The following is a 25,245-nucleotide window of genomic DNA, read 5'->3' as shown; positions in this document are numbered from 1 at the left end:
CTACATTTTTTATATTAGTGGTTTTAAAATATTTTATTTATAGTTATAATAGGCAGCACAGTGTGCCGCCTATTAATTTTAGTTTTAGAAAGAATAATTGTAGGTTAGTGTCCAATTGAATGGTAATCCATAATTTTCATAATCGTTCACGACATCTTTTTTATCTAAAATATTATAGAAATTTAATGCTACAGAATTATTCTTATCTGCACTGTATTGTAATGTAGCATTCATTATATTTCTATTTGGAAGAGCATAATATCTATTACCACTAGAAGTAACTTCATGATAATAGCTATCATTCCTGTCTCCTAAGAAAAGATAGTTTAATCCTGCATTAAACTTATTCTTCTGATATCCAATTCCTGCCACAAATTGAAGTCTGGCATTGTCCTGTACCCATTCACCAGAATCATTTATTTCTGGATTAGAATAGGTAACACCAAGATTATATCGCCAATTATCGCCAACTAATTTTGTATATTCAACTTCAATGCCTGTATTCCGAAAATCGCCTTTATTAATTTGTATTTCAGCCTTAGTATTCGTACCTATACCTAATTCTTCTTCGCTTGCCCATCCAAATTTATTACTGATATCCATATTAAACACGGCAAGTTTTAAAGAACTCGAATTAGTTATCGTTTTCATTCCAGTTTCATACGTCCAACCTTCTTGAGGCTTTAACCCACGTGATTTTTTCAAGTTGTGTGCATCTTTATCTGTCGTATAGAATTGGCTGTTCATTGCAGGCATAATAAATGATTTACCTATATTTGTATACCAAGTCAAATTTTCATTAAATTTATATAATGTTTGTAATTGTGGCAAAAATACATTTTGGTCTGTATCAAAATCATTGATGGCTTCCCCACGCAATCCCAAAGTAGCACTAAATTTAGGTGCAAATTGGTGAGTATAAGACGTATAAAGTCCTAAACTTGTTCTATCAGACTTTTGAAAAGTATATTTATAATTTTGATAAAAATCACGTTTAATTGCAATACCCGCAATTAAGCTATCTTTATCTCCATTAAAAGACCAACCCTTCTGAGTATCTGATGTTATATTGAACATTTTATAAGATCCACCAGATACTGAAAATTCTTTTTCATTACTCTTTTTTTGATTTGAAGTAAACCAGCGGCTATTAAAAGAAAATACAGATTTTAATTTGTTACTTGTATCATCATAAACTAAACTAGCTGTGTCACGATTATCGTCATATTTATATGATGTTCCTAGCTTATCAGCAGCTGCTTTAGAACGAGTTATCTGAAATCTATTAAGATCTGATTTTGAATGGTTATAATTTAACGTCAAATTCTTCCCTATATTACCTGTAATAAAAATACTTTCTTTTCTGGATTTTCCTAAAGTATTATAATTATTTTTTTTGCTTCCTGATGAGCTTGCATATTCTCCATAAGGAAATTTACGGGTTTGAGGATTAACTTCATCATAATAATCTTTATCATAATAAACTGAAAAATATTCATTTTGATGGCCAACTGACCATTTATCTGTATAATTACCAATAGTTCCGGATATTGTTGTTTTTGCAGAACCAGAAGCTTTTTTTGTTATTATATTAATTACCCCACCCATAGCTTCGGCCCCATACAAAGTTGCATTAGAGCCACGAACAATTTCTATTTTCTCTATGCTGTCCAGTGGAATATTGGATATCGCATTATAATTTAACAAATTCATCGGAGCACCATTTACTAATACCAATGTGCCTTTATCCAAACCACGAATTTTTGTTCTACTAGCTGAGCCACCATATTCTTGCCCATTAGGACCATATGACATTCCATTAAACCCAATTTGTTGGGCTAAAAGAGTATCAACATTTACTGCACCGCTCTTTTTAATTTCTTCTGAAGAAATTACTGTTACAGCAGCTGGTGTATCTAAATCACGCGTTTCCATTCTCTGCGCTGTTACTATCATAGGATCTAACGTAAATGCTTGACTTGGTTCTTCAGCATGTACTACAGTGCCCCCCCATATGACATTGCCAGTTGCAAGCGCTACCATCAATGCACTCTTACTCGTACCTTTTTTCAACATACTCAACTTCCCTTCACAACTTTTTTATATTATTGAAATAAAGACGTTTCCTGTACCCTTTCTTTATGGCCGCACAGTACTTGGCCTTTAATTGCAATAAACAAATAAAAAATACCTCTCACCTAAGGCAAAAGGTATTAAACGACTTAATTATAAAAACAAAAGAAGCCGACACATTACCTAACTGTCTCACGCAGTAGTAAAGTAATCATCAGGCAGTTCTTCTGACTTAAGTTCATAGCTTATCCAAGCCTTCCCAGATATTTCCAGTGGCATTAGTTTGGATTCGCTCACTTTTACAGCGACGGGATCGTGTAGGAATTACACCCAACTTATCTATTAAGACATACGTCACCTGACAATAAGTATTTAGTTATGATACTAGATTATATATGATATTAAGTATTATTTCAAGTTAATGTACCAATTATTTTTCTTATTAATTTCATATTTAGTTTTTTGATATTTTATATCATTAATAGGATTTATATTTTAATTTTCGGATGTATTATTCACTGCTTGCAAACAAATTTCCAGCATCGCCTCTGCAAACGTTTTCTCTGGCACAGGGATAAGTTCTCCGTTATTTATTTTAGTTTCAAGTTTCGTTCCTTTGCTGCCATAAACGTCCATTTGTTTTACACCATAGGTTTTATCTGCCACATTAAATTGCATCAGCATTTCACAATACTGAACTTTTTCTTTTTTCGCCAGTTTTTCTGCATAGGTTTTATTCATTCTTTTTAGTAATTCTTTGTCTGTAAAAACAGTTTTCACAATAACATTAACTAAATCTTTGTTTACAACCCCGTTTTTTTCTTCTGGGAAATACAGTGAATCCATGTCATATGCATAAACGCCCATAGTGTTTTCTAAAACAATTGACCAACGTGCTGCTTCTATTTCCTCAGCCGTAGGCTTGGGCATCATGCTAATTTCCCAATTGATAGGTGGTGCTTCATCATTCTTTTCTGCAGCACTGGCTGAAACCGCCAATAAGCACATCATGCAAATTGTCAGCAGCATTATTAACTTTTTCATCATATTACCTCTTACCTCCTGTTTAAACATCTAAATTACGTACTATTCTTAAAATCTGTTCCTGAGATAAACTGCGAAGGCTATAATAAGTTGCTCCCATTGCTTTGGCAACAGCTTTGGCCACACCCAGTTTAATAAAATCTGTTTCAGTATCGATAACAACGGAGGTAATTTTAGCCTTCCGAATTTTTTCAGCCATTTTTAAGGCACTCTCTACCGGATCACCACTGTTTTCTTCTATGGCATTAGCTCTGCCATCAGTTACTAAAATCAGAATCGGTTCTAACTCGCTGTCTTTTTTATTCAACATTCCCAAAGTTACCAACGCAGTTGATAAACCGTCTGCTAAAGGAGTTTTGCCGCCAGTAGGCATTTCTGCCAAACACTTTTGTGCAAGATCAACGCTGCGTGTTATAGGCAGCAATAATTCAGCCTTTTGCCTGCGAAAAGCAACCATACCAACACGATCACGTTTCTGATATGCTTCCTGCAGCATATAGAAAATAGCGCCTTTTACGGCCCGCATCCGTTCACGAGCTCCCATTGACCCACTGGCATCAACTACAAATAAAAATGTATTGCCAATACGTTTTTCGCGTACTTTTTGCCGTAAATCTTCACTCTTAATATTCAGGGCGCAACCGTTATCTTCACGCAGACGCTGAAACGGCGCCGCAGCCCTGATTGTAGCATCAAAAGCCAAATCTTCCACTTTTATTTTCGGCATTTCAGCCCTAACATAACGCCCTTGTTTAAGATCTGTTTTAGTCGTGCTGCGTTTGCCACTGCCACGCCGGACATTGCGATCTTTGCCTAAATCCAGAACCATTTTAGGAAACTTAAAATTTTTATCAATATCTGCAATCTGTTCTTCCGGTGCTAACTGATTTTTGTCATTGTCAGGACTCTGCTCTTCTTTTTCTTTGTCGTCATCCTGATTCTCATCATCGTCACTGTTATCTTCCTCATCACCATCGTCTTCATTATCATCAAGCGGTGGTGGCGCCAACGGTGACTCCTTTGAGTCTTCATCATTATCCTCGTTTTCATCTTGATTCTGCTGTTCATTATCATCAGGCTGTTCTTCTTCCTGCTGCTCCGGATTTTCCTGTTGTTGTTCTGGTGGCTTCCGCATACGATGCGGCAGCACAAACATGGCAGCTTCTTCCACATCCTTAGGTAAAACATAATTTCTTTCCGCTAAAGCGGCTATAGCTTTAGCGGCTTCCAAAAGATAAATTTCCGCTCTATGACCGGCACAAAAAGCCTGTGCGCACATTTGTGCCGCCAGCTGCATCATGGCTTCTGATACTTCAATTTCTTCTACAATGCTCCTTGCCAAAGCAATCTTTGCCGCTAATTTTTCTGTTTCATTAAAATAACTGTTTCTGAAGCTTTGTATATCAAAGCCACAGGCAAGAGAACGTCTAATTATTTCTGTGCGTATTACCACATCTTTCTCACTTTGGGCATCAACATACATACCAAACCTATCTAATATATGACCTGGCAGAACTCCTTCTTCGGGGTTCATTGTTCCAATAACAGTATACGATACAGAATGAGTAAAAGAAATGCCATCACGCTCAACCTGATTGATACCAGAAGCGTTAACATCCAAAACTGCAGTCAGCAATTCCTGCCGCAATAAATTTGCTTCATCAATATACAAAATATTACCTGTAGCTCTGCTTAATATCCCAGGCAAAAATCTGCGTTCGCCTTTACTAACAGCATATTCAATATCGATACTACCAAAAAGCATATCTTCCGTAGCATTAAGCGGCAAATCCACTATCTTCTGTGTGCCAATAATCTCTTTAGCAGCGCGTACCAAGGTGGATTTAGCAGTCCCTTTTTCACCGCCAATCAAAAGGCCACCTGCCTTTTGATTTACTAAAGCGATCTGCAGAGCTTTTTTTAACTGCTCCTGCCCAACTACTGCCACAAAAGGATAAATAGCATTAGTCAGCATTTATAACGCTCCTTTAGCCCCAGAGGACAAAATACTTTCAACCTTATCCCAATCCAATTGTCCTTCTTCAAAAGGACGACGACGCATACGATGCGGCAATACTAATTTGGCAGCATTTTTTACGTCTTCCAGTTCCACTTCTTTGCGTCCATTAAAAGCCGCCAGTGTCAAAGCTGTTTTAATTACAGTAATATCGGCGCGATGCCCGTCAACACCAAGTTCTACAGCTAATTTAGCAACAGTTTCCAAAAGTTCCTCGTTGATATCTACCTGAGGTAACAAACTGCTGGCTTGTGTAATTTTTGCAGCCAGCTCTTCCTGATCATGCTGATAACCGGCAATAAAAGTATCGGCATCCTGCTCATAAGCCAAACGACGTTTAATTACCTCAACACGCTGCGCGGGATCATGCTCACCTGTAACAACTACTGACAAGCCAAAACGATCCAAAAGCTGCGGGCGGATATCACCCTCTTCAGGATTCATTGTACCAACCAAAACAAAACGAGCCGGATGAGAATATGAAACGCCTTCACGCTCAACTGTATTGATTCCCATTGCTGCAGCATCCAACAATACATCTACAACATGGTCATCAAGCAAATTTATTTCATCCACATACAAAATATTACGATTGGCTTGAGCTAAAATACCTGCCTCAAATTTTTTCTCGCCATGCTTAATCGCATGTTCAATATCCAAAGTACCAACAACGCGATCTTCAGTCGCGCTTACAGGCAACTCGACCACACGCATTTTTACGGTATCGGCAACTAATTTATTATCCTCAGTATATTTAGATGCACAATCTTCGCATAACAGATTGGGATCTGCCGGATCACAATGAAATTTACATCCATGTACTGCTTCCATAGCCGGCAGTAATTCGGCCAAAGCACGTACTGCTGTTGACTTGGCAGTACCTTTTTCACCTTTTATTAAAACACCGCCTAATGACGGGTTTATTACATTTAATATTAAGGACATTTTCATATCATCCTGTCCTACAATAGCTGTAAATGGGTATACTGACATTCTTTTCACTATAACTCCTCCTAAAAGCACAATAATAGCAAGAAATATCCATAAGAATTTCATTACAATTAAATTACTATATCATATTAAACTATATACCAAGTATATAGTCAAATTTTAAATAAAAATAACTTCAAATTTTTTTGATATAACTATTCCTGTAACTTCATCCCACTCGAATAATAAAACTGCCTGTTTCCCATTATAACTAAATTTTACTTTGCCATGCTCTATAACGACGCTTTGGCCAATAGTCATATCCATCCATTCAGTTTTTCCGGTTTGATTGCAAACCAGCACTGGTAATCCTGTAACAGAGGAACATTTTTCCCATGCTCCTAACGGATTGCCACAAACTTCCGTTGGAGGCCACGCTGCTATATCAATAATTATCTGTGCGCCTTTTTTCTGCATCTTTTTAGCATGTTCACTGTACCATGCATCTGCACATACAAGCACTCCAACTTTAATATTCAAACAATCGATAGGTTTTAGTACATCTGCAGTTCTCGCCCAAGACTCAGCACCGATACCATGAGAAATAATTTTTCTATGTCTGCCGCATATTTCTCCACTTGGTTCAAATACAATACAAGAATTAAAATTACAGTTCAATTCGCTATCGTATTCACCACACCCCAAAAACAAAAATAAACCATAGTCTTTAACTAATGATAATAAGAAACTTAATTTAGAAGACGGTTGTTTATCTACTTTTGTTTCTGGCTCTAATTTATAAAAGTAATACCCCTGCACTGCTGTTTCCGGAGTAATTACCCAATTAGCTCCTTTTTCAGCAGCAATTCGAACTGCTTTTTCCAATAGTTCTATATTTTTCTGCTCAGGACCATTGCTAAGTTCTAAATGACATAATGCTACTTTCATAAAAACTCCTTCAAATTATATATGAACCGAAGCTTATGCTCCAGTCCATATATTTGCGTTTCATTATTTAAAATGCGTATTCCATACCGATAAGGAAAGAGCGTCCTGGCATAGGAAAAGAATACTTGCCATTAGAAACACCACCTGTTTCAGCATAAGAAGCATTAGTTAAATTATATGCTTTGGCATAAATTTTATAATCTTTTTGAACTTTATATTGCAAAGAAAAATCTAAAGTCAAATACTTAGAATCTACATATTTACTTTTATCAGCACCACTAGCTCCACGTCCATATAATTCTGCATCCCATTTATCTTTATTAAAGCTTATGCCTATTTTATACTGATTAGGTGATACATTAGTATCGCGTTTAAATCCATTTCCATCCTTATTATCTTCCTCAACTTTTACATAGGTATAACTGCCATTTATTGAAAACTCATCCGTTAACTTATGTTTGACATTAAACTCCATACCACGTTTTTTCTGTTTAGCAACATTAGCAACTGTCCAATCACTTAAAAAATTATTTGGATCTAAAGCTGCCCAGTTTATTGCATCATCAAGTTCACTGTAAAATGCATTGATCCCCAATTGTATTTTATCGTTAAGTTTTGTATCATAGCCAATAGTCCAAACTTCACCAGTTTCAGGTTTTAATTTGGCATTACCTATCATCGCGCCTGACACCCCAGGGATTGATGGCGAATAATAGAATAAATCATTAGCCTGTGGCGCATTAAAAATTTGCCCCCAAGAAAGATATGCATGACTGTCTTCACTAAATTTTTTATTTACTGCTACACTTGCCGTAGTTTTATTTCCAAAAAAATTATGTTTATCATACCGAAGCCCCGCATTTAAAAGCCAAGAATCGGCAAAATCCCAGCTATCCTGTACATAAATAGCCTTATTGTTGATTTTAGCAATTTTACCGCCATATGTACCAGGATTATTTACCTCAGATTCTCGCCAATCAGCACCAACAACTACTTTATTATTTTTTGATAATTCCCAAGTTTGTTGAATTTCTACACCATCTTTAGTTTCATAATAATTGCTGTCACTATTATTATCATAAAAATTGCCACTATAATAATTTCTATATATTTGTATAAACCCAGTATTTTTTTCTCCACGTCCCCATTCAAATTTTCCTGAAATATTATTGTTCAAATCAGTACCAGATGCTCCTGGTTTAATAGTATTCCACCCACCTAAACCCGTAGCATAATAAGGTTTGCCACCATCTTTAAATGAGTGCTCAAAATATAACGTTGCTAATTTATCATCGTCAAACTCCTGATCAACTTTAATTGTGGCGCCTATAATATTATTAGAAGAATTAGGCCACTTAACATTATCCCCGGAATCAGCTTCTTTGTATTTTACATAATTTTGCTTTTGTTTGTTTATCGTTGTGATTACGCCAGTTTTACCTTTTTTCACACTTACTAAAGCACTGTAATTTTGCGAACCCCATGAGCCGGTATTTATATTTATTTTTGCATAGTTCTTATTGGCACTTTTGGTAATAATATTTATAACACCACCTACTGCATCTGAACCATATAATGATGATCCTGCACCTTTCAAAATCTCTATTTTTTCAATAAAATCAGGAGATGGCAAATTAGTTATATCAAAACCAGAACGTCCAGAAGTTCCCTTATCCTGGTTAAGTCTTCGCCCATCAACCATAATTAATACTCTATCATCACCATTTAAATAAATATGTTGATCTCCACCTAAAAATCCACTGCGTTTTACAATAACACCAGGAACATTTTCTAAAGCTTCACTTACGCTTTGATAGTTTCTTTTTTCAAACTCCTCTGATGTTATGACCGACATATTGGCAGGAGTATCAACTAATTTATTTTCCATTCTTGTAGCCGTTACAACATACTCATCCAATAAAAACTGCTGCGGTTCCTCCGCGTGTACTACCGTGCCCCCCAGATGACACTCCCAGTTATGAGTGCTGTCATCAGTACACTTTTACCCAAACTCTTGTTCAACATGCTCAACTTCCTTTCCCAAATTTTTTTATTATTTTTATAGAAGCAATCATCTGCGTCCAGTCTTTCATGGCCGCGCAAATAATACCTCTAACAAAAATGCCTTTCTCTGCAAAAAGAGAAAGGCATAAAAGCACTTGGTAAAAACTCAAGCGTAACCTTCCTGTCGCTCGCAGGAATATCACTTTATTCAAACAGGCAGTTCTTCTGGCTCAGGATTCAACGCTCGTGCTGCGCCTTCCCAAGATCAATCTCAGTGGCATTTGCAGCAGGCTCATCTTTACAGCGGCGGGACCGCATCGGCTTATACCGATTTCTCTATTAAGCTTACGCACCTGTTTTTATTAAATTATTAAAATTAAATTCTACTTATCTATAATTTTATATGATATAATATCTTATATAATTCTATGGTAAACTATATAGTAAGTATATTGTCAATAAATAAAGGAGTAATTTATGAGTAAATCAATAGAAGATTTTTTTACAGCCGGAGAATTAGCGACTCTTTTTAATATTCCTAAACAAACACTGCTTTACTATGACAGAATAGGGCTTTTAAGTCCTGAATTCATAGCGGAAAATGGCTATCGCCACTATTCTTTAACACAATATTTAATTTTAGAAATCATAGTAAATTTAAGAAAATTAGATATTCCTATTTCACAGATAAAAGATTATCTTAACCATAAAAGTTCAGATAAATTTAACGAATTGATACATAAAAAATCTTGTGAATGTGATGAAATAATCAATAAGCATATTAAAATTAAACATAGTCTGGCATTTGTTGATAAGCTTTTAAGCAATATTGAAAACTTAGCTTTAAATCAGATAACGCTAGAGCATCAATCTGAACAGATAATTTTTATAAGTGATTTGTCTTCTGTCGCCGTTGGTAAGAAACGTCTCGAAATAATGGCAAAACACAACCAGAAAGCTTTTAATAAGCAACATTTTAAAGAAAAAGCTGTAGGTTGGATCGTTGATCAAAAAAAATTTTTAATGGGAGAAAAAAGTTATTCACTAGCATTTTTTACAACTGTTGGTCATCCTCAAAATATTAATAAAAACCATATGATATTACCAGAAGGACTCTATTTAAATATATTTTTTAAAGGTACTTATCACAAAAATTCAAAATCTATTTCAAAAAAAATTGCCTCATTTCTCAATAGTAATGAATTGCAGCCATTAAGCAATATTTATGTTATGCCCTTAAAAAATCATTGGTTAACATCAGATCCAGATGAATACATAAATAAAATTTCATTACAAGTAACATATATAAATCAAGAGACCTTGTAAAATACAAGGTCTCTTTTATTTTTCAACTTCTGCAACAACTGAAATATGACAGTTTTCAGGCTGATCAAATAAACTGCCATACGCAGCACGAGCTACTTCCTGTACACCAAATACTATATCCTGCGAAGAATTATAAATATAACCCTCCCGCGGATAGAAAAACCGCTTTTCTTTTACTGCATTTAATGTTTTCAATGCAGGATCCTCTAAAAATTCTTTGTTATATTTTTCAATATCAAAAGTTTTGTGATCATTGTAGACAGGCATAATCAGAAGATCAGGATTAATATCAACCAACATCTCTTTTGTTAAAAGCTGTCCATTATGCAATCCGGCATCAGAAACGCCATTTATAACACCTGCATACTTACAAATATCATCAAAAGTACACCCCTTACCGCCATAAGATGTCATCAATGATATCAAAACGAGCTTCTTCCTTCGTTCAGGCTTAATATTATCCACCTTTTCTTTGATTTCTGCTAATTTATCATCCATTTTTGCAATCATAAGATTACCTTTATCTTCCTCGCCTAAAGTTTTTGCTATCAATTTCACATTCTCTTTAACATCAGCAATACTTTTAGGTCCCTTTACAACAACTACTTTAATTCCCAGTTCCCGTAAATTATCAACCATTTCGGCTTTGCCCCAATTATAAATAAATACAACATCCGGCTTTAAAGATAAAATTTCTTCAGCAGAAGGATTTTTTATTTTTCTAGTAATTCCATTCGCCTTATCTACGATATTGGAGCTTACAGGATCATCAGCCAAAGAATTAATTGCAATCAATTTCTCTTCAGGGAGTATCCCTAACACAATACTGTCTGTTCCCATTGCCAACGTCAGTATTCTTTCCGGTTTATGCTCTAATTGGATCATGGCCCCCTGATCATCAATTATTTCGTAAGCGACTTTTTTTACATTGCCACCATTAGAGCTTCCACAGCCAGAAATAAAAAAAACTACTATAAGCAGCATCACTGCCAAAAAAGTTTTCGAAGCCATCTTTCTCATTATCTTTAGTTCCTTTGAATATTATCTGCAATAATATTCACAAACAACTCACTCCAGGCTTTCATCATAGCTTCTACCGAAACCTCATTCAGCGCGATACTTTCTGTATCATATTCTCCCGCAATGTCACTCAATAGCTTTTCTGCTGCATTCATGACCTCATCTTTATCAAGTAATCCCCATAAAAACTGGTCCAACAAATGTATATATAAAGAAGTATATGTCAGCATTACAGGTTCTTGTGCAAGCTTTTCTGCCGCTTCTAAGAAATCAGGCTTTAAGACAGCTAACTGCTGCTGGAATAAAAGCCAGATACTTTGCGTTGTCACTTGAAAACGTTTTAGGCGTCTAAACACATTGTGCTGTGTTCTAGGATTGAGTCCAGACTGTTTTGATAATGCCGCTTTAACTGCTTTAGTAACGGTTTTTCCAATAAGCTCACCCATTTTAGAATGTTTTCCGGCTCCTTCAAAATACAGCTCAGAATCCGAATTAGCAACAATTATTGTTTGGTCCGTCCCTGATCCTGTCGCAAGTCCTGTAGAATAGTTACTGCCAGCCAGCAGTTCCTGAATTGCAGCCGTCTTTGCTTCAGTACATGTAACCAATGCTCTGGCCAGCGTTCCAGGAGGCATATCTGCGTCTAGTATCAAAATAATGTTAATAGTACCCAATTTATCTGGTTTTTCCGCAGGTTTATAATAATCGGCAGGATCACCGACACGTCCTCCATTTGTTTCAATCCCGCCTGTTACTATAGCAGTAACAGTAAGTTCTTTATAATTCAAGGATTCTATAGCCACATTTTCCATATCAGCAGCAGTTCCCATTCCAGTTACAAGCTCTGGCTCTAAGCCTATACGCTTGGCTAATATCCGCATATGTTCGGTATAAGTATCAGCTAACATCTCACATGGCATCCCTGAACCAACCTTACCATCGTGGTTAAATACAGCTTTATAATTTTCATGATAACCGCCATTAAAAACCGAAGTGCTAAGTACTTTACGCGCACCCTTAAAAAACACTACGATACTTTTTTCATAACGATAAGCTGTATCGCCTGTAGACACTGTATATAATTTCATTCTAACAACTCCCGTAAAAAAAGTGTCCTCCTGCCCAGGCAGGAAGACACTAATGTTTTTTATTCCGATCATATCGGTCATTAATCTCAATCCTATCGCTCGTAGGTTATCCAGAGATCGAAAATGGCTGTTTCCAGGGATTAAATAAATACCCAGCGACGGGATCGCGGCTTAACGCACTTCTAACAACCAGATTATGAAATTTTAATGATGACCGCAACCGCCGGTTGCTTCACCAGCCATGATTTTTCTGTATAATTCATGCGCTTCTTCGCTACTTTTACCAGCAGCAATTGCTTTTTGAGCATGGATAACGGCACTCCTATATTTGGCATGCGGTCCATCAGCAGGTAATTTTTCAACATCTTTGATGTCAAATTCCATTACTTTTTTGAAAATAGCATGAATTTCTTCAGAAGATTTGCCAGCAGCTTTAGCAGCCTCTACATGCTTCATAGCGCTTTCATAACGATGTTTGGCATGCGGAGTATTCGGCAATTCATATTTAGGATGTTCTTTACAAGTCATTTTAATCACCTCTTAAAATATTCTTATTTTCTTTCATTATCATTTTAGACTATATACCTGTCATATGGTCAAGCATTTTCTATATTTTTATTTGTTTAATAGATACCTGTTTTAATACACATTCGCTGAGATATGCTTCTTTAACTCCACTGCCATACCAGCGGGCAAAACAGCCGCCACCACACAATTTAAAATCTTCACACTGCTTACAAAAAAACATTGAAGTTCTGATTTGCTCCTGGACTTTCTTTACCAATATAGTGTCCAGCCCATTTTTTACATTACCAATATAAAAATCTTTATTACCGACAAGGGAGGAACAGGCATAAATATCGCCTTTGGCATCAATAAAAGCTGCTTCTCCATTCATCGCATAACAGTGGCCAAATTCATGGGAAGAATCAGCACAAAGTATTTTAACTCGTTCCTGTTGGGCAAAATGAATTTTATAGCCTGTTAAATATGCTAGCTGACGTGCTTTTTCGTAAACCTGTTCCATTGCCTTACGCATAGCTGTTTCGGAAGGCGGTTTGAGGACAGCTCCTCTTCCCTGCCCTCTCAACAGGTCAAAGCCTATCCTGCGTATATTCCCTATAAAATAAGCAAATTCTACTATACCGGCCAATTCGCTGACATTTTCGTCTGTAACTACGCAGGTAATACCAACTGCTATATTATTACGCTTTAAAACTTCTAAACCATATAAAATTGAACTTGTTGCTCCATCTCCGGCTTTAGTCAGGCGCAGCTTATCATTGATATTCGGTCTGCCGTCTAAACTGACACCAATTGCAACTTTATTTTTGAATAAATATTCTGCTATTTCATCCGTCATCAATGATCCATTTGTTTGTATCTGTAAAACAGCAGGCAGGTTATTATCCTGAACATATTTAACAACAGCTTTCAAACATTCAAAGTTCAGCAGCGGCTCACCACCGCTGAACTGAATAACAAATTTTTCTCCGCTGCCTGCCGCCAAATTCACAGCTTTAATGGCATCATCAACTTTAAGCATACTGCCGTCATGTTCTGCTGCATAACAGTACTTGCAGGCAAAATTGCACTGACCGGTCAAGCTGAGAACAAGCATCTTGATTTTAGGAATGTTCATCACTGCGTTCCTCTAATTCGCCTTCTACTGATAAATAGATCTTTTGCAATTCTGCTTTGGTTTCAGGTTTCGCCTGCCACAGACCACGCTGATCCGCTTCCAGTAAAATCTCCGCCATGCGCTGCAAAGCCCATGGATTAACATCACGCAGCCATTCCTGTACTTTGGGGTCGAATGTATATTTTTCGGCATATTTTTCATACATCCAATCTTCCATCACAGAGCTTGTAGCATCCCACTGGAAACTGTGTGCAATATAGTTAGCCATATCGGCAGCACCTTTATATCCATGCTTCATCATACCCTCGATAAATTTAGGATTAATAGCTTCACTGCGGAAAATACGTTTAGCCTCTTCCTGTACACTGTGCATGACGACCTTGCTTTTATCAGTACTGTCGCCGCAGTACGAACGCGGGGCAGAACCTTTGATACTGCGTACTGCAGCGATCATACCACCATGATACGCGTTATAATCATCTGAACTGAGCATATTAGTTTCATGATTATCCTCGTTTTTAATTGTTACGTCCAAGCTTCCCATTCTTTTACGGAACTGCTGCGGTAAAAACTTACCCTTGACCTTGCCGCCATAAGCATGCGCGCCCCAACGAACATACACCTCGGCAATATCATCAATACTTTCCCAATTTTTTGCCTCTAAAAGCGCTGCTACGCCAGCGCCATAAACACCCTGCTCATCTCCAAAAATACGAAAAGCAGCCTGCCGCCAAGCATCTTCTTTTGTTAAACCCTCCGCTTCTAGTTCCAGACTATCAACAAGTAAATGCTTACGAACGTAATTTTGCTCTTCATCTTCTTCAAGTTCCCCTACCAGTAAAACAGCTTTGTCCAGCAAATTCATTACACTGGGCATAGTATCTCTAAACAAACCACTGATCCTGGCAGTGACGTCAATACGGGGACGTTTCAATTCCATCAGCGGTATGACTTCAAGACCGATTACTCTTTGACTGCCATGCTGCCATTGCGGCCGTACGCCCAAAAGATATAAAAATTCTGCTACGCACTGACCGTGACTGCGCATATTGGCACCTGACCATAAAACTATACCAACACTTTCAGGGTATCGTCCTTCTTCACTGATATACCTTTCGATTACCTGATCGCCCAAAGTTTTTCCTATTTCCCATGCAGCAGGAGTTGGCAGATTTCTCGGGTCAATACCATAAAAATTTCGTCCGGTAGGTAAAAGATCAGCACCGCCGCTGCTTGGAGCTCCTGACGGTCCCGGTTCGATATATTGCCCTTCCAATCCTCTTAGCAGGTTTTCTCTTTCCTGTGAAGTAAGCATCAGATTGGGATAAATATTATTACAAATATAGCAGCAGATTTGTTTGAGCGCTAACTTAAATTCGCTGCTTCCATCACATACCCACTCAAGATTTTCTAAATTATACAGTTTTTCTTCATCAAAACCGTGCTCAATCAAAAGTGCTATGATATTGCGGCTGCGGGCACGTAATTTATCTATTAAAGCGCCATAAGTAATATTTAAAGGTTCGTAAATTAAGCCGCTGTTTTCCAACAGGTCATAATAGTCAAAACCATAATGTTTTGCCAATACCTGCATCAAAGACGGAATATCACCATTTTCCAGCCGCGTCAACAGCATTAGATACTCACGCAGATTTTCGTCCTGAGGCGGTTGTCCCAAAATATGTAAGCCTATCCTAACCTGCATATTTTTCAAATCAGTAATATAGTTATGCAGACCCATGACGTAATCATTAAAAGGCTTTTCTTCATCAAAAAAAACTTCATCCTGCAAATTTGCCTGCACTACTTTTTCTAAAATCAAGCTTTGAAGTTTTTCTAAATTTTCCGGCTGAGTAGTCTCAAAATGACAATATTCATCCATCAGTTTTTCAAGCTCTTCTAATTCGTCGTAAACACCGGCATCAGTCATAGGCGGCGGCAAATGTTCTATCAGACAGGCAGCACCACGTCTTTTGGCCTGAATACCCTCACCGGTAATCGTGATAAGATAAGGATAGATATTAGGCAGATCGCCCAAAGAAATATCCGGATAACAGGTATTATTGAGTCCGGCATTTTTACCAGGCAGCCATTCAAGGGATCCATGAGTACCAACATGCACTACCGCATCAGCCTGCCAGATATCGCGCAGCCAGTGATAGAAACCCAAATAATGATGCGTGGGAGCGCAGAAAGGAGAGTGATAAATTTTGCTTGGATCTTCACCAAAACCACGCGGAGGCTGCACTGTAACAAATATATTTCCGTTCATTGTTCCGGGAATAAGTAAATCGTCATCATAGTTCATAACTTCACCCGGAGCTTCGCCCCAATCTTTTACCAGCTGTGCTTTTACGCCCTCCTCCTGCAATTCAAAGAATTTTCTATAATCAGCACCACTTAACTTATTGGCAGCTGCCAGCTGCTTTTCCGTAAGCAAAGCTCTATCATTAGTAGCATTTGCCGTCAATTCATTGATAAATTCTTTCCCGTCTTCAGGGATAGTATCAACTTTATAGCCACGTTCTCTCAGCGCCTGCAAGACAAGTCTGATACTTTCTATAGTATCTAACCCGACAGCACTGCCAATATTAGAATTACGCGGTGGGTAATTGTGAAAAATGATCGCAACTTTTTTATCAGCATTCTTTTTTCGCCGCAAAACAGCCCATTTCCGTGCTTTATTTACCATACGCACAATGCGCTCGTTGATAGGCAGATAACGTACATCGCCATTTTCCAGTAGTTTTTTATTAGCTATAGGCACACCATGGATCGCGCCGTCAAATTCCGGCATCGTTACGCTGATAGAAACTTCCATAGCATTCATGCCTTCAAAATCATCACGCCAGTTTTCGTAGGGTGTCAATAAAGTATAAGCCTGTAAAACAGGTACATTAAATTTCTTCAGAAAATCTAGCGTCATTGATCGTGCACCTGTCAACGAAAATTTCATTGTATTGATAAAAACATCTATTGACGGCACACCATTTTCACAAAAATAATCTTCAAAAATTTTGATCAGGCTTGGCATTCCTAATTCTAAAACAGGCATACCGTTACTAAATACGCAAACAGCATTCATTCCTTGACGTTCTATTTCTTCAATCAATGCCGTTTGATAGACAAGGTCATCCCATACCCATTCGTCACGATAAAATAAAATACCAATAGTCGGTTTTGCAGCATCGCAAAAATCTTTTTTATATGCTGCCAGATCTGTATAAACAGTTTTAGCTTTCGGATGATAAATCGCGCTCCAATACATAGGATCTGGTAGTTCGATATCCGTTTTACCGGTCAAAATACCATTAGCATATAAAAACAAATTACGATAATTTTTCATACCGCTGTACAAAGCATACGCTTTTAATTTTTCTAAATCATTTTTTTCTATTCCGCTTACCAGTTCTTCCTCTTCAGTACCGGCAGCGTCAATATAATATCGCAGTTGATGTTTTTTAATAAATGGCAGCAGTTTTTTGAAAAAATGGGTGTCAAGTCCTGCTCCCATCCATTTAAGCAATAGAATATCTGCATCTTCTAAAAGCTTCTGCCATTCGTCATTCCAGACAGTATTATCGGAAAGCTTAACGCAAACAGAATCATTACTCAATAAATTTTCCTGCTGCAGCTGCTGCAAAGCAACCTTCATCATTGCAAAACGTCTGTCGACATTACTTAAAAATACTACTTTGCTCATTTTCTTCCTCCATATTTCTCACTTTAAAATACCTGTTTCTGCATTCTACGCAGCAAATAAAGGAAATAAGGCGTTCCTAAAAGGGCAGTCATAATGCCTACCCTGACTTCTGCAGGTGGAATAATGATACGCCCTAAAGAATCACAAACAACCAAAAATGCAGCTCCCGCCAAAGCACTGGCAGGTAACAGCACGCGGTGATCAGGTCCAACCAGCATACGCATCATATGTGGAACAACTAATCCTACAAAACCTATATTTCCACTGACACAAACAGAAGTGGCAGTTGTCATAGCTGCAACAAACAGTAAACCCATTCTAAATGGTAAAACAGGCATACCAACTGCTCTGGCTTCTGTTTCTCCAAGTACCAGAATATTTAGATGTCTTGATAAAGCAAGCATTATTATCACACCAATACTTACAGGGCCAATTGCCATATAAACATGTTCCCAGCGTCTGTAGTCAAGACCGCCAACCATCCAGAACAGATACTGCTGTAATTTTTGTTCATTCATAAATGTCAACAATCCAGATGTCACCGCACCAAGCAGCATCCCCACAGCGACGCCGGCAAGCAGCAAAGTCATAACAGGTATTTTCCCATTACGCATTGCTAAAAATACTGTTAAGGCAACAGCACAAACAGAACCGCAAAAAGCAAAAGCAGGCATCACAAACATACTTTCCGTCGCCCAGCCCAATGCTATCGAAAGTACTGCCCCTGTCGCAGCGCCACTTGAAACGCCTATAATACCAGGATCTGCCAATGGATTACTGAAAATCCCCTGCATAACGGCTCCCGATATACCTAAAGCGGCACCTACCAAAAGTCCCACGACCATACGGGGCATCCTTATATACCAAACAACCGCCATCTGCTCCTGTGTAAAATCGTTTTTATCAAAAAAAGGCAGACCTAGCTGATAGCCAATGGCTGATAAAGTATTATGCAACGGTATTTTTATCTGCCCGCAGGTCAAAGATATCGCCGCTACAATCAGCAGACCTATAAATAATAAGAAGATAAACTTTTTGCCGGATTTTCGATTAAACAAACTTATTCCCCCTTGGCAAACAATTCAGGATAAACGACCTTTGCAACAGCTTCTATACTATCTGTAACATGCTGTGACGCAACATAACGATAACGGTCAGACACAAACTCAAGCCTGTTGTTTTTTATCGCTTTGATATTCTTAAAGGCAGGATCAGCAGCCACCTGCTGTGCATATTTTTGCACATCATTATTAGAATCAAAATTCCATGTTGGTAATAAAAATACATCAGGATCAATCTCAATGATACGTTCCTTGGATAATGCATTGCTGCCCTGATCAAGTCCAGCTTCCGCCGCACCATTACGAACATGAGCATACGAAAAAATATCATCAAGCAAATTATCTTTGCGCCCAATAGCGCCGATAAATGAAAATGCCATTACAACCTTTTCCTTATCTTTAGGAATTACTTTCAGCTTACTTTCAAGTTCAGCCAGTTTGTTATCCATAGTATTTACAAGTGCTTCACCCTTAGACTTTTCACCAGCAGCAGCAGCTACGCCCAAAACCTTTTTGCGCATAGCTTCTATTGTTTTAGGACTTCCGGCAACATATACAGGAATTTTCATATCTTCCAGATTTTTCACCAAAGAATCTGGAGTAGCCGTAGAAACAAAAACCAAATCAGGATTTAATGCTACGATTGCTTCAGTATTTTCACCAACCTTATTACCGACACGGTCTGCCTGCTCCTTAGTTATAAATGTTATTTCAGGATCACCAGCCCATTTACTAAAAGCCTTAACCCTATCAAGGGTTACGATCTCAGCTAAAATTTCATCAGTCCCATAAGTTGCAGATACTATTCGTACCGGTTTACCTGCAATTTTTATCTGCCGGCCTTTATCATCTGTAACAACATAAGCAGCGGCAGAATTTGCTTTAGGAATATCTGTATTTTGACCGCAGCCACTGGTTATAAGCAATAAAACAGCAAATAAAACCAACAGTATCTTTTTCATTAACCTTCACTCCTAATAGGGCAGCTGTGCTTTTATTTTTAAATTCCACAGCCGCTGCAGCATATGCCCGGCGCCACGAATACCTGCAAACGGAGCTGTCGTCAGCAGTACCTCATCTTGTACGGGATACGCAATATTACAACACCAAAATTTTTTCCCTTCACGCAATAAAACAGAGCTTTCACTACTGCTTCCAAGAATAAGCGTATTATCAGACTGCTGCAATATCTGTTCAATTTTTTTACTGTTTTTTTCTGCCAGTAGAATTTCATCTGCTTCCACAGGCCCCCGTAAATCTTTAAGAGTGTTTTGACAGATAACAGTCAATTTTTCTGTATCCGCCCATTCTTCGCGCAATGTTTGTGCAATGCAAAAAGCAGTTGTTCCAGGAGCGGCAACAATAATTTTATCAAACCATAATTCGCCCCAGGTGCATCTGGCTTCATTAACTGCAGCCAGTAATTCTTCCTGAGTTTTTACGCATTCTTCTCGGACACTTTCCAAATCACTGGGTAATACTTCTGCAATTTTTTCCAGCCAACGCAGTGTACCTTTTAATCCATAAGGTATCCCTGCTACAACATAAGGAGTGCCATATCGTTCTTTAAGATATTTAGCCGTCTCTAGACCTAACTCCTCATTGATAACGATGTTCAACTGAGCAGCAGGAATTTTTTGCAATGTCTCAAGTTCACTCCCGGCTCCAGGCACCGCAATAACTCTATAATTTGCAGTTTCTAAAATCCTTTTAATTTCTTCAAGATCGTTTCTGCCGTTAAAATAAGCAGTAGTCGCTCCTAATAAATTAACGCCTAAACGACATTTTATTTTGATATCAGGTAAATCCAAATATTGCCAAAGCCTGATGCTGGCTTTGCTGTATCCTTCAGCAAAACCGCCGCGTAGACCGCCGCTGTCCATTCCTATTACAGAAAAAGGCAGCTTTGCTTTAGCGGCAATGCCCTCAATATCATCACCAATCAAACTGACGCTGCAGCTGTTTTCAATCAAAAGAATTGAAGGTGCCCTATTTTCCCTAATATAATCCAAAGCATCTGTTAAACATTCTTCTGTTCCATAAACGACCGCATTATTATCCGGCTGCGAGCCATGAAAGCGTTCTCCCAACCTGCTGTTAGATTTTTCAAGGTGGCGCAGGGCATAAAAATAGCACCATAGCGGCCCGTTAACCAACACCTCCGCACCTTTAATACCAGTAAAAAAAGCTGCTGCACCAGTTAAAGCACAGGTGTCGACTCGACTGCACACATTGCCCCACTCGGCTGTTTCAGACATAGACTATACCTCCTTTTTCACCACGGCGACATAAGGTTTTATAAATACAGTCCATAAACTCAATCTCTCCACTTGTACCTACAAGTGGGAGCATCGGTAAAAATATCTGTTTAATATCCTGGTTATTAGTTATTTCATGAGTTGTAAGAACTAAATCAACTGTTTCCAATAGTTGTTGACCTGCTGTCTGATCAATGATTGGGGCCTGACATTGTGCTGAAACAGCTTCGACCATTAATTTTCTTTCTTTCGTGTTATAATTGTCAAACAAAATAATCGCTTCCACCTGCATCTCTAATCTGCGTAATGTTTCCAGAATCCCAGCCGGATGGAAATACATCAGCATCCTGCCAATACAAACGACACAACGCTTTCCCTGAGTTATTTTTTTTACTTTATCGGCAAAAGCAAATAATTTATCCTTTTCCTGTACTACAGCCTTTTCTGCCAAATCTTCCTGATGCAAAAAAACTCCCAAATTTCTCAGCCAGTCGACTGTATTATCCCATCCTACAGGATATCCATCCTGTAAATAAGGAACCTCATAATTCATTTCTAACAGCCTGGCTATTTTAGTCAATCCGTTATAAGTCTGTCCGCGTCCACCGAGAATAATACTAAAAGACGCAGCTGTAATCTGAGGTAATTCATTTATAGGAATATATCCCGGAAACTGTCCAATAACCTTAATCGAAAAATATGCCAGTAAACGTTTTACCTCTTTGGCATAATGTCCCCAAGGGCCTCCATTGTCACCAATAAGCAACGCAGTATTCTCCAATTTTGTCTGTTTATGGAAAAATCTTTCAGCAAGTTGTTCTGCTACCGCAAAATATCCTTGATAATATTCTCCATCCAAAAAACCATAACACGGAACAGTAAGAACAGGAATACCATATTTAACTTCGCTTTCCTTTCCTACTGCTTCGACATCATCACCAATAACTCCGGCCACACAAGAATTGGCAATTATCAGGCACTTCGGCCTATAAGTATTTACTACATCTTCAATGCAGGCACGCAAACGATCTGCACCACCAAAAATAGAATGTTTTTCCTGCAGCATACTTGATACCACTGGTATAGGCTTCAAATTTTCAGCAGCTCCATTAGCCAAAGCTCGATATTGTGCGCTGATATCCATACTGCGCGCAACATGAGCACATGCTCTGGGACTATGAAAAATAACAGCCGCACCACTGCAGTAAGCAGCAGCCCGCCAAACTCCGGGCATACTACAGCTACAGCTTTTTGTTTTAGAGAGCATTCTTTTAGTCTTGATTGCCATAGCTTGCTACTAAATCCTCCAGTTCCTCAAATTTCAGAGGTGTAGGTATAGACAGTTCTGTATTTTTCAATATATCATCGGCTAAGTTTCTATAGACCTGTGCCTGCTCAGAGTCTGGTGCATATTCTATAACAGTCTGTCTATTATTTTCAGCTTTGTTTACAATCACATTGCGGGGAATAAAGGCGATCAATTTAGTATTCAGTCTTCTGGCAAATTCTATCAATAACGCATGTTCATTGGGAGTATTTCGGCTATTGCCAATAATACCGCCAAGCCTTACTTCACCTCTTGCGGCAAATCTTTTAACGCCTTTAGCAATGTTGTTTGCTGCATACAACGCCATCAGTTCACCAGAAGAAACTATATAAATATCAGTAGCATAGCCTTCTCTAATAGGTACGGCAAACCCACCACAGACGACATCGCCCAGAACATCATATAACACTAGATCCTCATCGTTTAAAACCTCCAGTTCTTTCAATTTTTCCAAGGCAACGATGATGCCACGTCCCGCACAACCTACTCCAGGTTCCGGTCCTCCTGCTTCAACACATTTGATTCCGTTAAAACCTGTATGCACAATCTGTTCAGCTTGAATATCATCTTCAGCATCGCGTACCAGATCCAGCACTGTCTGACGACAAATTTGTCCTAATAGCAATCTGGTAGAATCATTTTTAGGATCGCAGCCTATCTGACATACTTTTTTTCCCATTTTACTGAATGCGGCAGAAACATTAGCTGCTGTAGTAGATTTTCCAATACCGCCTTTACCATAGAATGCAATTTTTTTCATCATCAATTACCTCCGTAAAGTTAAAAATAAAAAAGAACAGACTATCCCCTAAGGGAAAGCTGTTCTTAAAAATATTGGTACAAATGCCAAATACTTTACCGACGCCTTCCCATCTCTCGTGGGGAACGTACAAAGATCTGGCAGTTCTTCTGACTCTGATTCATTGCTCGCCTTCCCTTCCCAGGTTTCAACCCAGTGGTTTTTAAGGTCCGCTCATCATTACAGCGACGGGATCGTATCGGAGTTACACCGATTTCTCTATTATACGCAGAAAGCGCACCAGATCCAACAATATAAAGTTTTATTTTACCAGGTCTACCGGAAGCAATGCCGGCATACCATTACTGCAGATAAATTCATCAGCCTCAACTTTAAAAACATCTTTCAGAAGTTGTGCTGTAACTATTTCCTGCGGCTTGCCTTCAGTTACAAGATAGCCTTCTTTTATAACAGCAATATGATCGGAGTACTGCACAGCATGATTAATGTCATGGATAACCATAACTACCGTTAACTGTAATTCACGATTAAGCTTTTCTAAAAGCTGCATTACCTCCAGCTGATGACAAATATCCAAATAAGTGGTAGGTTCATCAAGTAAAAGCACTTGCGGACGCTGCGCCAAAGCCATCGCAATCCATGCCCTTTGTCTTTCCCCTCCAGAAAGTGTGCTTAGCAGACGATGCTGCATCCCCAGCATATTAGTTTGCCCTAACGCCCACTCTACATGTGCATCATCTTCCATACTTTTGCGGCCAAACCAGTTTCGGTGTGGAAAGCAGCCCATCTCTGCTAAATCTTTGACTGTCAAATCTGCCGGAGACTGCGGAGCCTGAGTCAAAATTGCCAGTTTTTGAGCAAATTCCCTGTGACTGAACTTTTTAATATCTTCACCATTAAAGGTTACATTGCCTTTATAACAGGGCCATATACGTGCTAAAGCTTTTAATGTAGTGCTTTTTCCGCAGCCGTTAGGTCCGATGATGGATGTTACCTTACCTTCCGGTACTGATAAACTCAAACCATGAATGATTGTCTTATCAATAATACGAATCGTAATCTCGTTTGCCTGCAAAATACTCATCAGATTTCCCTCCTTAGCAGAAATAAAAAGAAGGGAGCACCAATAAACGCCATAATTATACCTACCGGTAATTCAACAGGTGCAAAAACCACACGTGCAAAAGTATCACTAAGCGTTACCACAGCAATACCTAAAAGCCCTGAAGCCGGCATCAAATAGCGGTAATCTGACCCTATTATCAGCCTGGCTGCGTGCGGAACAATCAACCCCACAAACCCTAAGAGGCCAACGACACTGACAGCGCTTGCCGCCAATAACGCCGCAACGGCAGTCATGGCAATACGCGTAACCTCAACATTAACACCTAGCCCACGCGCCATTTCGTCACCAAGCTGCAGAATATTGAGATAAGCGGCACCGATAAAAGCCAGCAGAACACCTGCAATAGCATAAGGTAAAATAATACTGACATGCGGCCAGCTGCGGGCAGCCAATCCGCCAACCATCCACATTAAAGCTCCATGTACACGGTCACTATAAAAAATCATCAGTCCAGAAATACCAGCGCTTAAAAACGCAGATACGGCAACACCAGCTAAAATAATCCGTACAGGCTTGATACCATTTTTCCAGGCCAAAATATAAATACAGACCGCCGCAAGCATTGCACCAATAAATGCAGCCGGTGTAATCAGGTATTCCAGGGTAGGAAATAAAATCATAATCGTAACACCAGCCAAACCAGCACCACTGGAAATACCAATAATATGCGGATCAGCCAGAGGATTTCGCATTACCGCCTGCAATACGGCACCTGCAATTGCAAGATTTACACCCACTAACGCACCAACTATTGTACGCGGCATCCTGATATTCCAGATAATCTGACTTTGCGGTTCTAATGTTGGATTAGATAAAATATTAATGATCTGCGCTAAACTAATATCGGCCGAACCTTTTGTTAAGCTTAAAAAAGCACCTAAAAATGCCAGCATGGCAAAAGCAGCCATGACACTAAGC

At 38.6% G+C, this 25,245-nt stretch carries 19 protein-coding genes and 3 riboswitches; of the genes, 1 reads left to right on the top strand and 18 read right to left on the bottom strand.

Features of this window, described 5'->3' with window-relative positions; genetic code table 11:
- Positions 1–84: 84 nt before the first annotated feature.
- The 6 genes from C8D73_RS10210 to C8D73_RS10185 all read right to left on the bottom strand — a co-directional run bounded on the left by C8D73_RS10210 (position 85) and on the right by C8D73_RS10185 (position 8,930).
- Positions 85–2,076, bottom strand: a complete 1,992-nt coding sequence (locus tag C8D73_RS10210) for a TonB-dependent receptor plug domain-containing protein (protein WP_113078131.1) — start codon at positions 2,074–2,076, stop codon at positions 85–87.
- A 197-nt stretch (positions 2,077–2,273) separates the two neighbouring features.
- Positions 2,274–2,450, bottom strand: a riboswitch (cobalamin riboswitch).
- A 118-nt stretch (positions 2,451–2,568) separates the two neighbouring features.
- A complete protein-coding gene (locus tag C8D73_RS10205) occupies positions 2,569–3,120 on the bottom strand; it encodes a hypothetical protein (RefSeq protein ID WP_113078130.1) in 552 nt (183 codons plus the stop codon).
- A gap of 19 nt (positions 3,121–3,139) precedes the next feature.
- Positions 3,140–5,092: a VWA domain-containing protein gene (locus C8D73_RS10200; protein ID WP_113078129.1), complete on the bottom strand. Its 1,953-nt coding sequence runs from the start codon at positions 5,090–5,092 to the stop codon at positions 3,140–3,142.
- On the bottom strand, positions 5,093–6,136 hold the full coding sequence (locus C8D73_RS10195; RefSeq protein WP_113078128.1) for a magnesium chelatase ATPase subunit I: 1,044 nt from the start codon (positions 6,134–6,136) through the stop codon (positions 5,093–5,095).
- Positions 6,137–6,244: 108 nt separating this feature from the next.
- Positions 6,245–7,012, bottom strand: coding sequence for a carbon-nitrogen hydrolase family protein (locus C8D73_RS10190; RefSeq protein WP_113078127.1), 768 nt, complete (start codon positions 7,010–7,012; stop codon positions 6,245–6,247).
- Positions 7,013–7,079: 67 nt separating this feature from the next.
- The gene (locus C8D73_RS10185; protein ID WP_113078126.1) at positions 7,080–8,930 is read right to left on the bottom strand and encodes a TonB-dependent receptor plug domain-containing protein; all 1,851 of its coding nucleotides are present in this window, start codon (positions 8,928–8,930) and stop codon (positions 7,080–7,082) included.
- A gap of 284 nt (positions 8,931–9,214) precedes the next feature.
- Positions 9,215–9,388: riboswitch (cobalamin riboswitch) on the bottom strand.
- 105 nt (positions 9,389–9,493) lie between these two features.
- Between C8D73_RS10185 and C8D73_RS10180 the strand changes: the two genes are divergently transcribed.
- Entirely contained in the window at positions 9,494–10,342 is an 849-nt protein-coding gene (locus tag C8D73_RS10180; RefSeq protein ID WP_113078125.1) for a MerR family transcriptional regulator, read from the top strand.
- A gap of 15 nt (positions 10,343–10,357) precedes the next feature.
- Here the strand turns inward: C8D73_RS10180 and C8D73_RS10175 are convergent, their stop codons facing one another.
- The 12 genes from C8D73_RS10175 to C8D73_RS10120 all read right to left on the bottom strand — a co-directional run bounded on the left by C8D73_RS10175 (position 10,358) and on the right by C8D73_RS10120 (position 25,235).
- Complete coding sequence (locus tag C8D73_RS10175) at positions 10,358–11,326, bottom strand: ABC transporter substrate-binding protein (protein WP_249033597.1); 969 nt, start codon at positions 11,324–11,326, stop codon at positions 10,358–10,360.
- A 41-nt stretch (positions 11,327–11,367) separates the two neighbouring features.
- Positions 11,368–12,450, bottom strand: a complete 1,083-nt coding sequence (locus C8D73_RS10170) for an adenosylcobinamide amidohydrolase (RefSeq protein ID WP_113078123.1) — start codon at positions 12,448–12,450, stop codon at positions 11,368–11,370.
- A gap of 204 nt (positions 12,451–12,654) precedes the next feature.
- Positions 12,655–12,978 carry a hypothetical protein gene (locus C8D73_RS10165; RefSeq protein ID WP_021717125.1) on the bottom strand — a complete coding sequence of 108 codons (324 nt, stop codon included), beginning with the start codon at positions 12,976–12,978 and terminating at the stop codon, positions 12,655–12,657.
- 79 nt (positions 12,979–13,057) lie between these two features.
- A complete protein-coding gene (locus C8D73_RS10160) occupies positions 13,058–14,092 on the bottom strand; it encodes a radical SAM/SPASM domain-containing protein (RefSeq protein WP_113078122.1) in 1,035 nt (344 codons plus the stop codon).
- Positions 14,079–17,795 carry a cobaltochelatase subunit CobN gene (cobN, locus tag C8D73_RS10155; RefSeq protein ID WP_113078121.1) on the bottom strand — a complete coding sequence of 1,239 codons (3,717 nt, stop codon included), beginning with the start codon at positions 17,793–17,795 and terminating at the stop codon, positions 14,079–14,081. Before cobN ends, C8D73_RS10160 begins: the two co-directional genes overlap by 14 nt.
- Positions 17,796–17,818: 23 nt before the next feature.
- The gene (locus C8D73_RS10150; protein WP_113078120.1) at positions 17,819–18,853 is read right to left on the bottom strand and encodes a FecCD family ABC transporter permease; all 1,035 of its coding nucleotides are present in this window, start codon (positions 18,851–18,853) and stop codon (positions 17,819–17,821) included.
- A 2-nt stretch (positions 18,854–18,855) separates the two neighbouring features.
- A complete protein-coding gene (locus tag C8D73_RS10145; RefSeq protein ID WP_113078119.1) occupies positions 18,856–19,818 on the bottom strand; it encodes an ABC transporter substrate-binding protein in 963 nt (320 codons plus the stop codon).
- A gap of 12 nt (positions 19,819–19,830) precedes the next feature.
- On the bottom strand, positions 19,831–21,114 hold the full coding sequence (locus C8D73_RS10140) for a nitrogenase component 1 (protein WP_113078118.1): 1,284 nt from the start codon (positions 21,112–21,114) through the stop codon (positions 19,831–19,833).
- On the bottom strand, positions 21,107–22,348 hold the full coding sequence (locus C8D73_RS10135) for a nitrogenase component 1 (protein WP_170123208.1): 1,242 nt from the start codon (positions 22,346–22,348) through the stop codon (positions 21,107–21,109). The genes C8D73_RS10140 and C8D73_RS10135 overlap by 8 nt, the downstream gene beginning before the upstream one ends.
- Before the next feature lie 37 nt (positions 22,349–22,385).
- Entirely contained in the window at positions 22,386–23,201 is an 816-nt protein-coding gene (gene nifH, locus C8D73_RS10130; protein WP_044491531.1) for a nitrogenase iron protein, read from the bottom strand.
- Between the two features lie 122 nt (positions 23,202–23,323).
- Positions 23,324–23,500: riboswitch (cobalamin riboswitch) on the bottom strand.
- Positions 23,501–23,502: 2 nt separating this feature from the next.
- Positions 23,503–24,285, bottom strand: a complete 783-nt coding sequence (locus tag C8D73_RS10125) for an ABC transporter ATP-binding protein (RefSeq protein ID WP_113078116.1) — start codon at positions 24,283–24,285, stop codon at positions 23,503–23,505.
- Positions 24,285–25,235 carry an iron chelate uptake ABC transporter family permease subunit gene (locus C8D73_RS10120; protein WP_044491532.1) on the bottom strand — a complete coding sequence of 317 codons (951 nt, stop codon included), beginning with the start codon at positions 25,233–25,235 and terminating at the stop codon, positions 24,285–24,287. Before C8D73_RS10120 ends, C8D73_RS10125 begins: the two co-directional genes overlap by 1 nt.
- Between the last annotated feature and the right edge of the window lie 10 nt (positions 25,236–25,245).

Source organism: Phascolarctobacterium faecium DSM 14760, from assembly GCF_003269275.1.
In the GTDB taxonomy this organism is placed as follows: Bacteria; Bacillota; Negativicutes; order Acidaminococcales; family Acidaminococcaceae; genus Phascolarctobacterium; species Phascolarctobacterium faecium.
This window is presented reverse-complemented; position numbering and strand designations above follow the sequence as displayed.

Excerpts from the sequence above, each read along its gene's own strand:
- C8D73_RS10190 (WP_113078127.1), bottom strand. The coding sequence starts at position 7,012 with ATGAAAGTAGCATTATGTCATTTAGAACTTAGCAATGGTCCTGAGCAG.
- C8D73_RS10140 (WP_113078118.1), bottom strand. The coding sequence starts at position 21,114 with ATGTCTGAAACAGCCGAGTGGGGCAATGTGTGCAGTCGAGTCGACACC.
- C8D73_RS10180 (WP_113078125.1), top strand. The coding sequence starts at position 9,494 with ATGAGTAAATCAATAGAAGATTTTTTTACAGCCGGAGAATTAGCGACT.
- C8D73_RS10175 (WP_249033597.1), bottom strand. The coding sequence starts at position 11,326 with ATGCTGCTTATAGTAGTTTTTTTTATTTCTGGCTGTGGAAGCTCTAAT.
- cobN (WP_113078121.1), bottom strand. The coding sequence starts at position 17,795 with ATGAGCAAAGTAGTATTTTTAAGTAATGTCGACAGACGTTTTGCAATG.
- C8D73_RS10145 (WP_113078119.1), bottom strand. The coding sequence starts at position 19,818 with ATGAAAAAGATACTGTTGGTTTTATTTGCTGTTTTATTGCTTATAACC.
- C8D73_RS10170 (WP_113078123.1), bottom strand. The coding sequence starts at position 12,450 with ATGAAATTATATACAGTGTCTACAGGCGATACAGCTTATCGTTATGAA.
- C8D73_RS10165 (WP_021717125.1), bottom strand. The coding sequence starts at position 12,978 with ATGACTTGTAAAGAACATCCTAAATATGAATTGCCGAATACTCCGCAT.
- C8D73_RS10160 (WP_113078122.1), bottom strand. The coding sequence starts at position 14,092 with ATGAACATTCCTAAAATCAAGATGCTTGTTCTCAGCTTGACCGGTCAG.
- C8D73_RS10135 (WP_170123208.1), bottom strand. The coding sequence starts at position 22,348 with ATGCCCGGAGTTTGGCGGGCTGCTGCTTACTGCAGTGGTGCGGCTGTT.
- nifH (WP_044491531.1), bottom strand. The coding sequence starts at position 23,201 with ATGAAAAAAATTGCATTCTATGGTAAAGGCGGTATTGGAAAATCTACT.
- C8D73_RS10210 (WP_113078131.1), bottom strand. The coding sequence starts at position 2,076 with ATGTTGAAAAAAGGTACGAGTAAGAGTGCATTGATGGTAGCGCTTGCA.
- C8D73_RS10125 (WP_113078116.1), bottom strand. The coding sequence starts at position 24,285 with ATGAGTATTTTGCAGGCAAACGAGATTACGATTCGTATTATTGATAAG.
- C8D73_RS10200 (WP_113078129.1), bottom strand. The coding sequence starts at position 5,092 with ATGCTGACTAATGCTATTTATCCTTTTGTGGCAGTAGTTGGGCAGGAG.
- C8D73_RS10120 (WP_044491532.1), bottom strand. The coding sequence starts at position 25,235 with ATGGCTGCTTTTGCCATGCTGGCATTTTTAGGTGCTTTTTTAAGCTTA.
- C8D73_RS10205 (WP_113078130.1), bottom strand. The coding sequence starts at position 3,120 with ATGATGAAAAAGTTAATAATGCTGCTGACAATTTGCATGATGTGCTTA.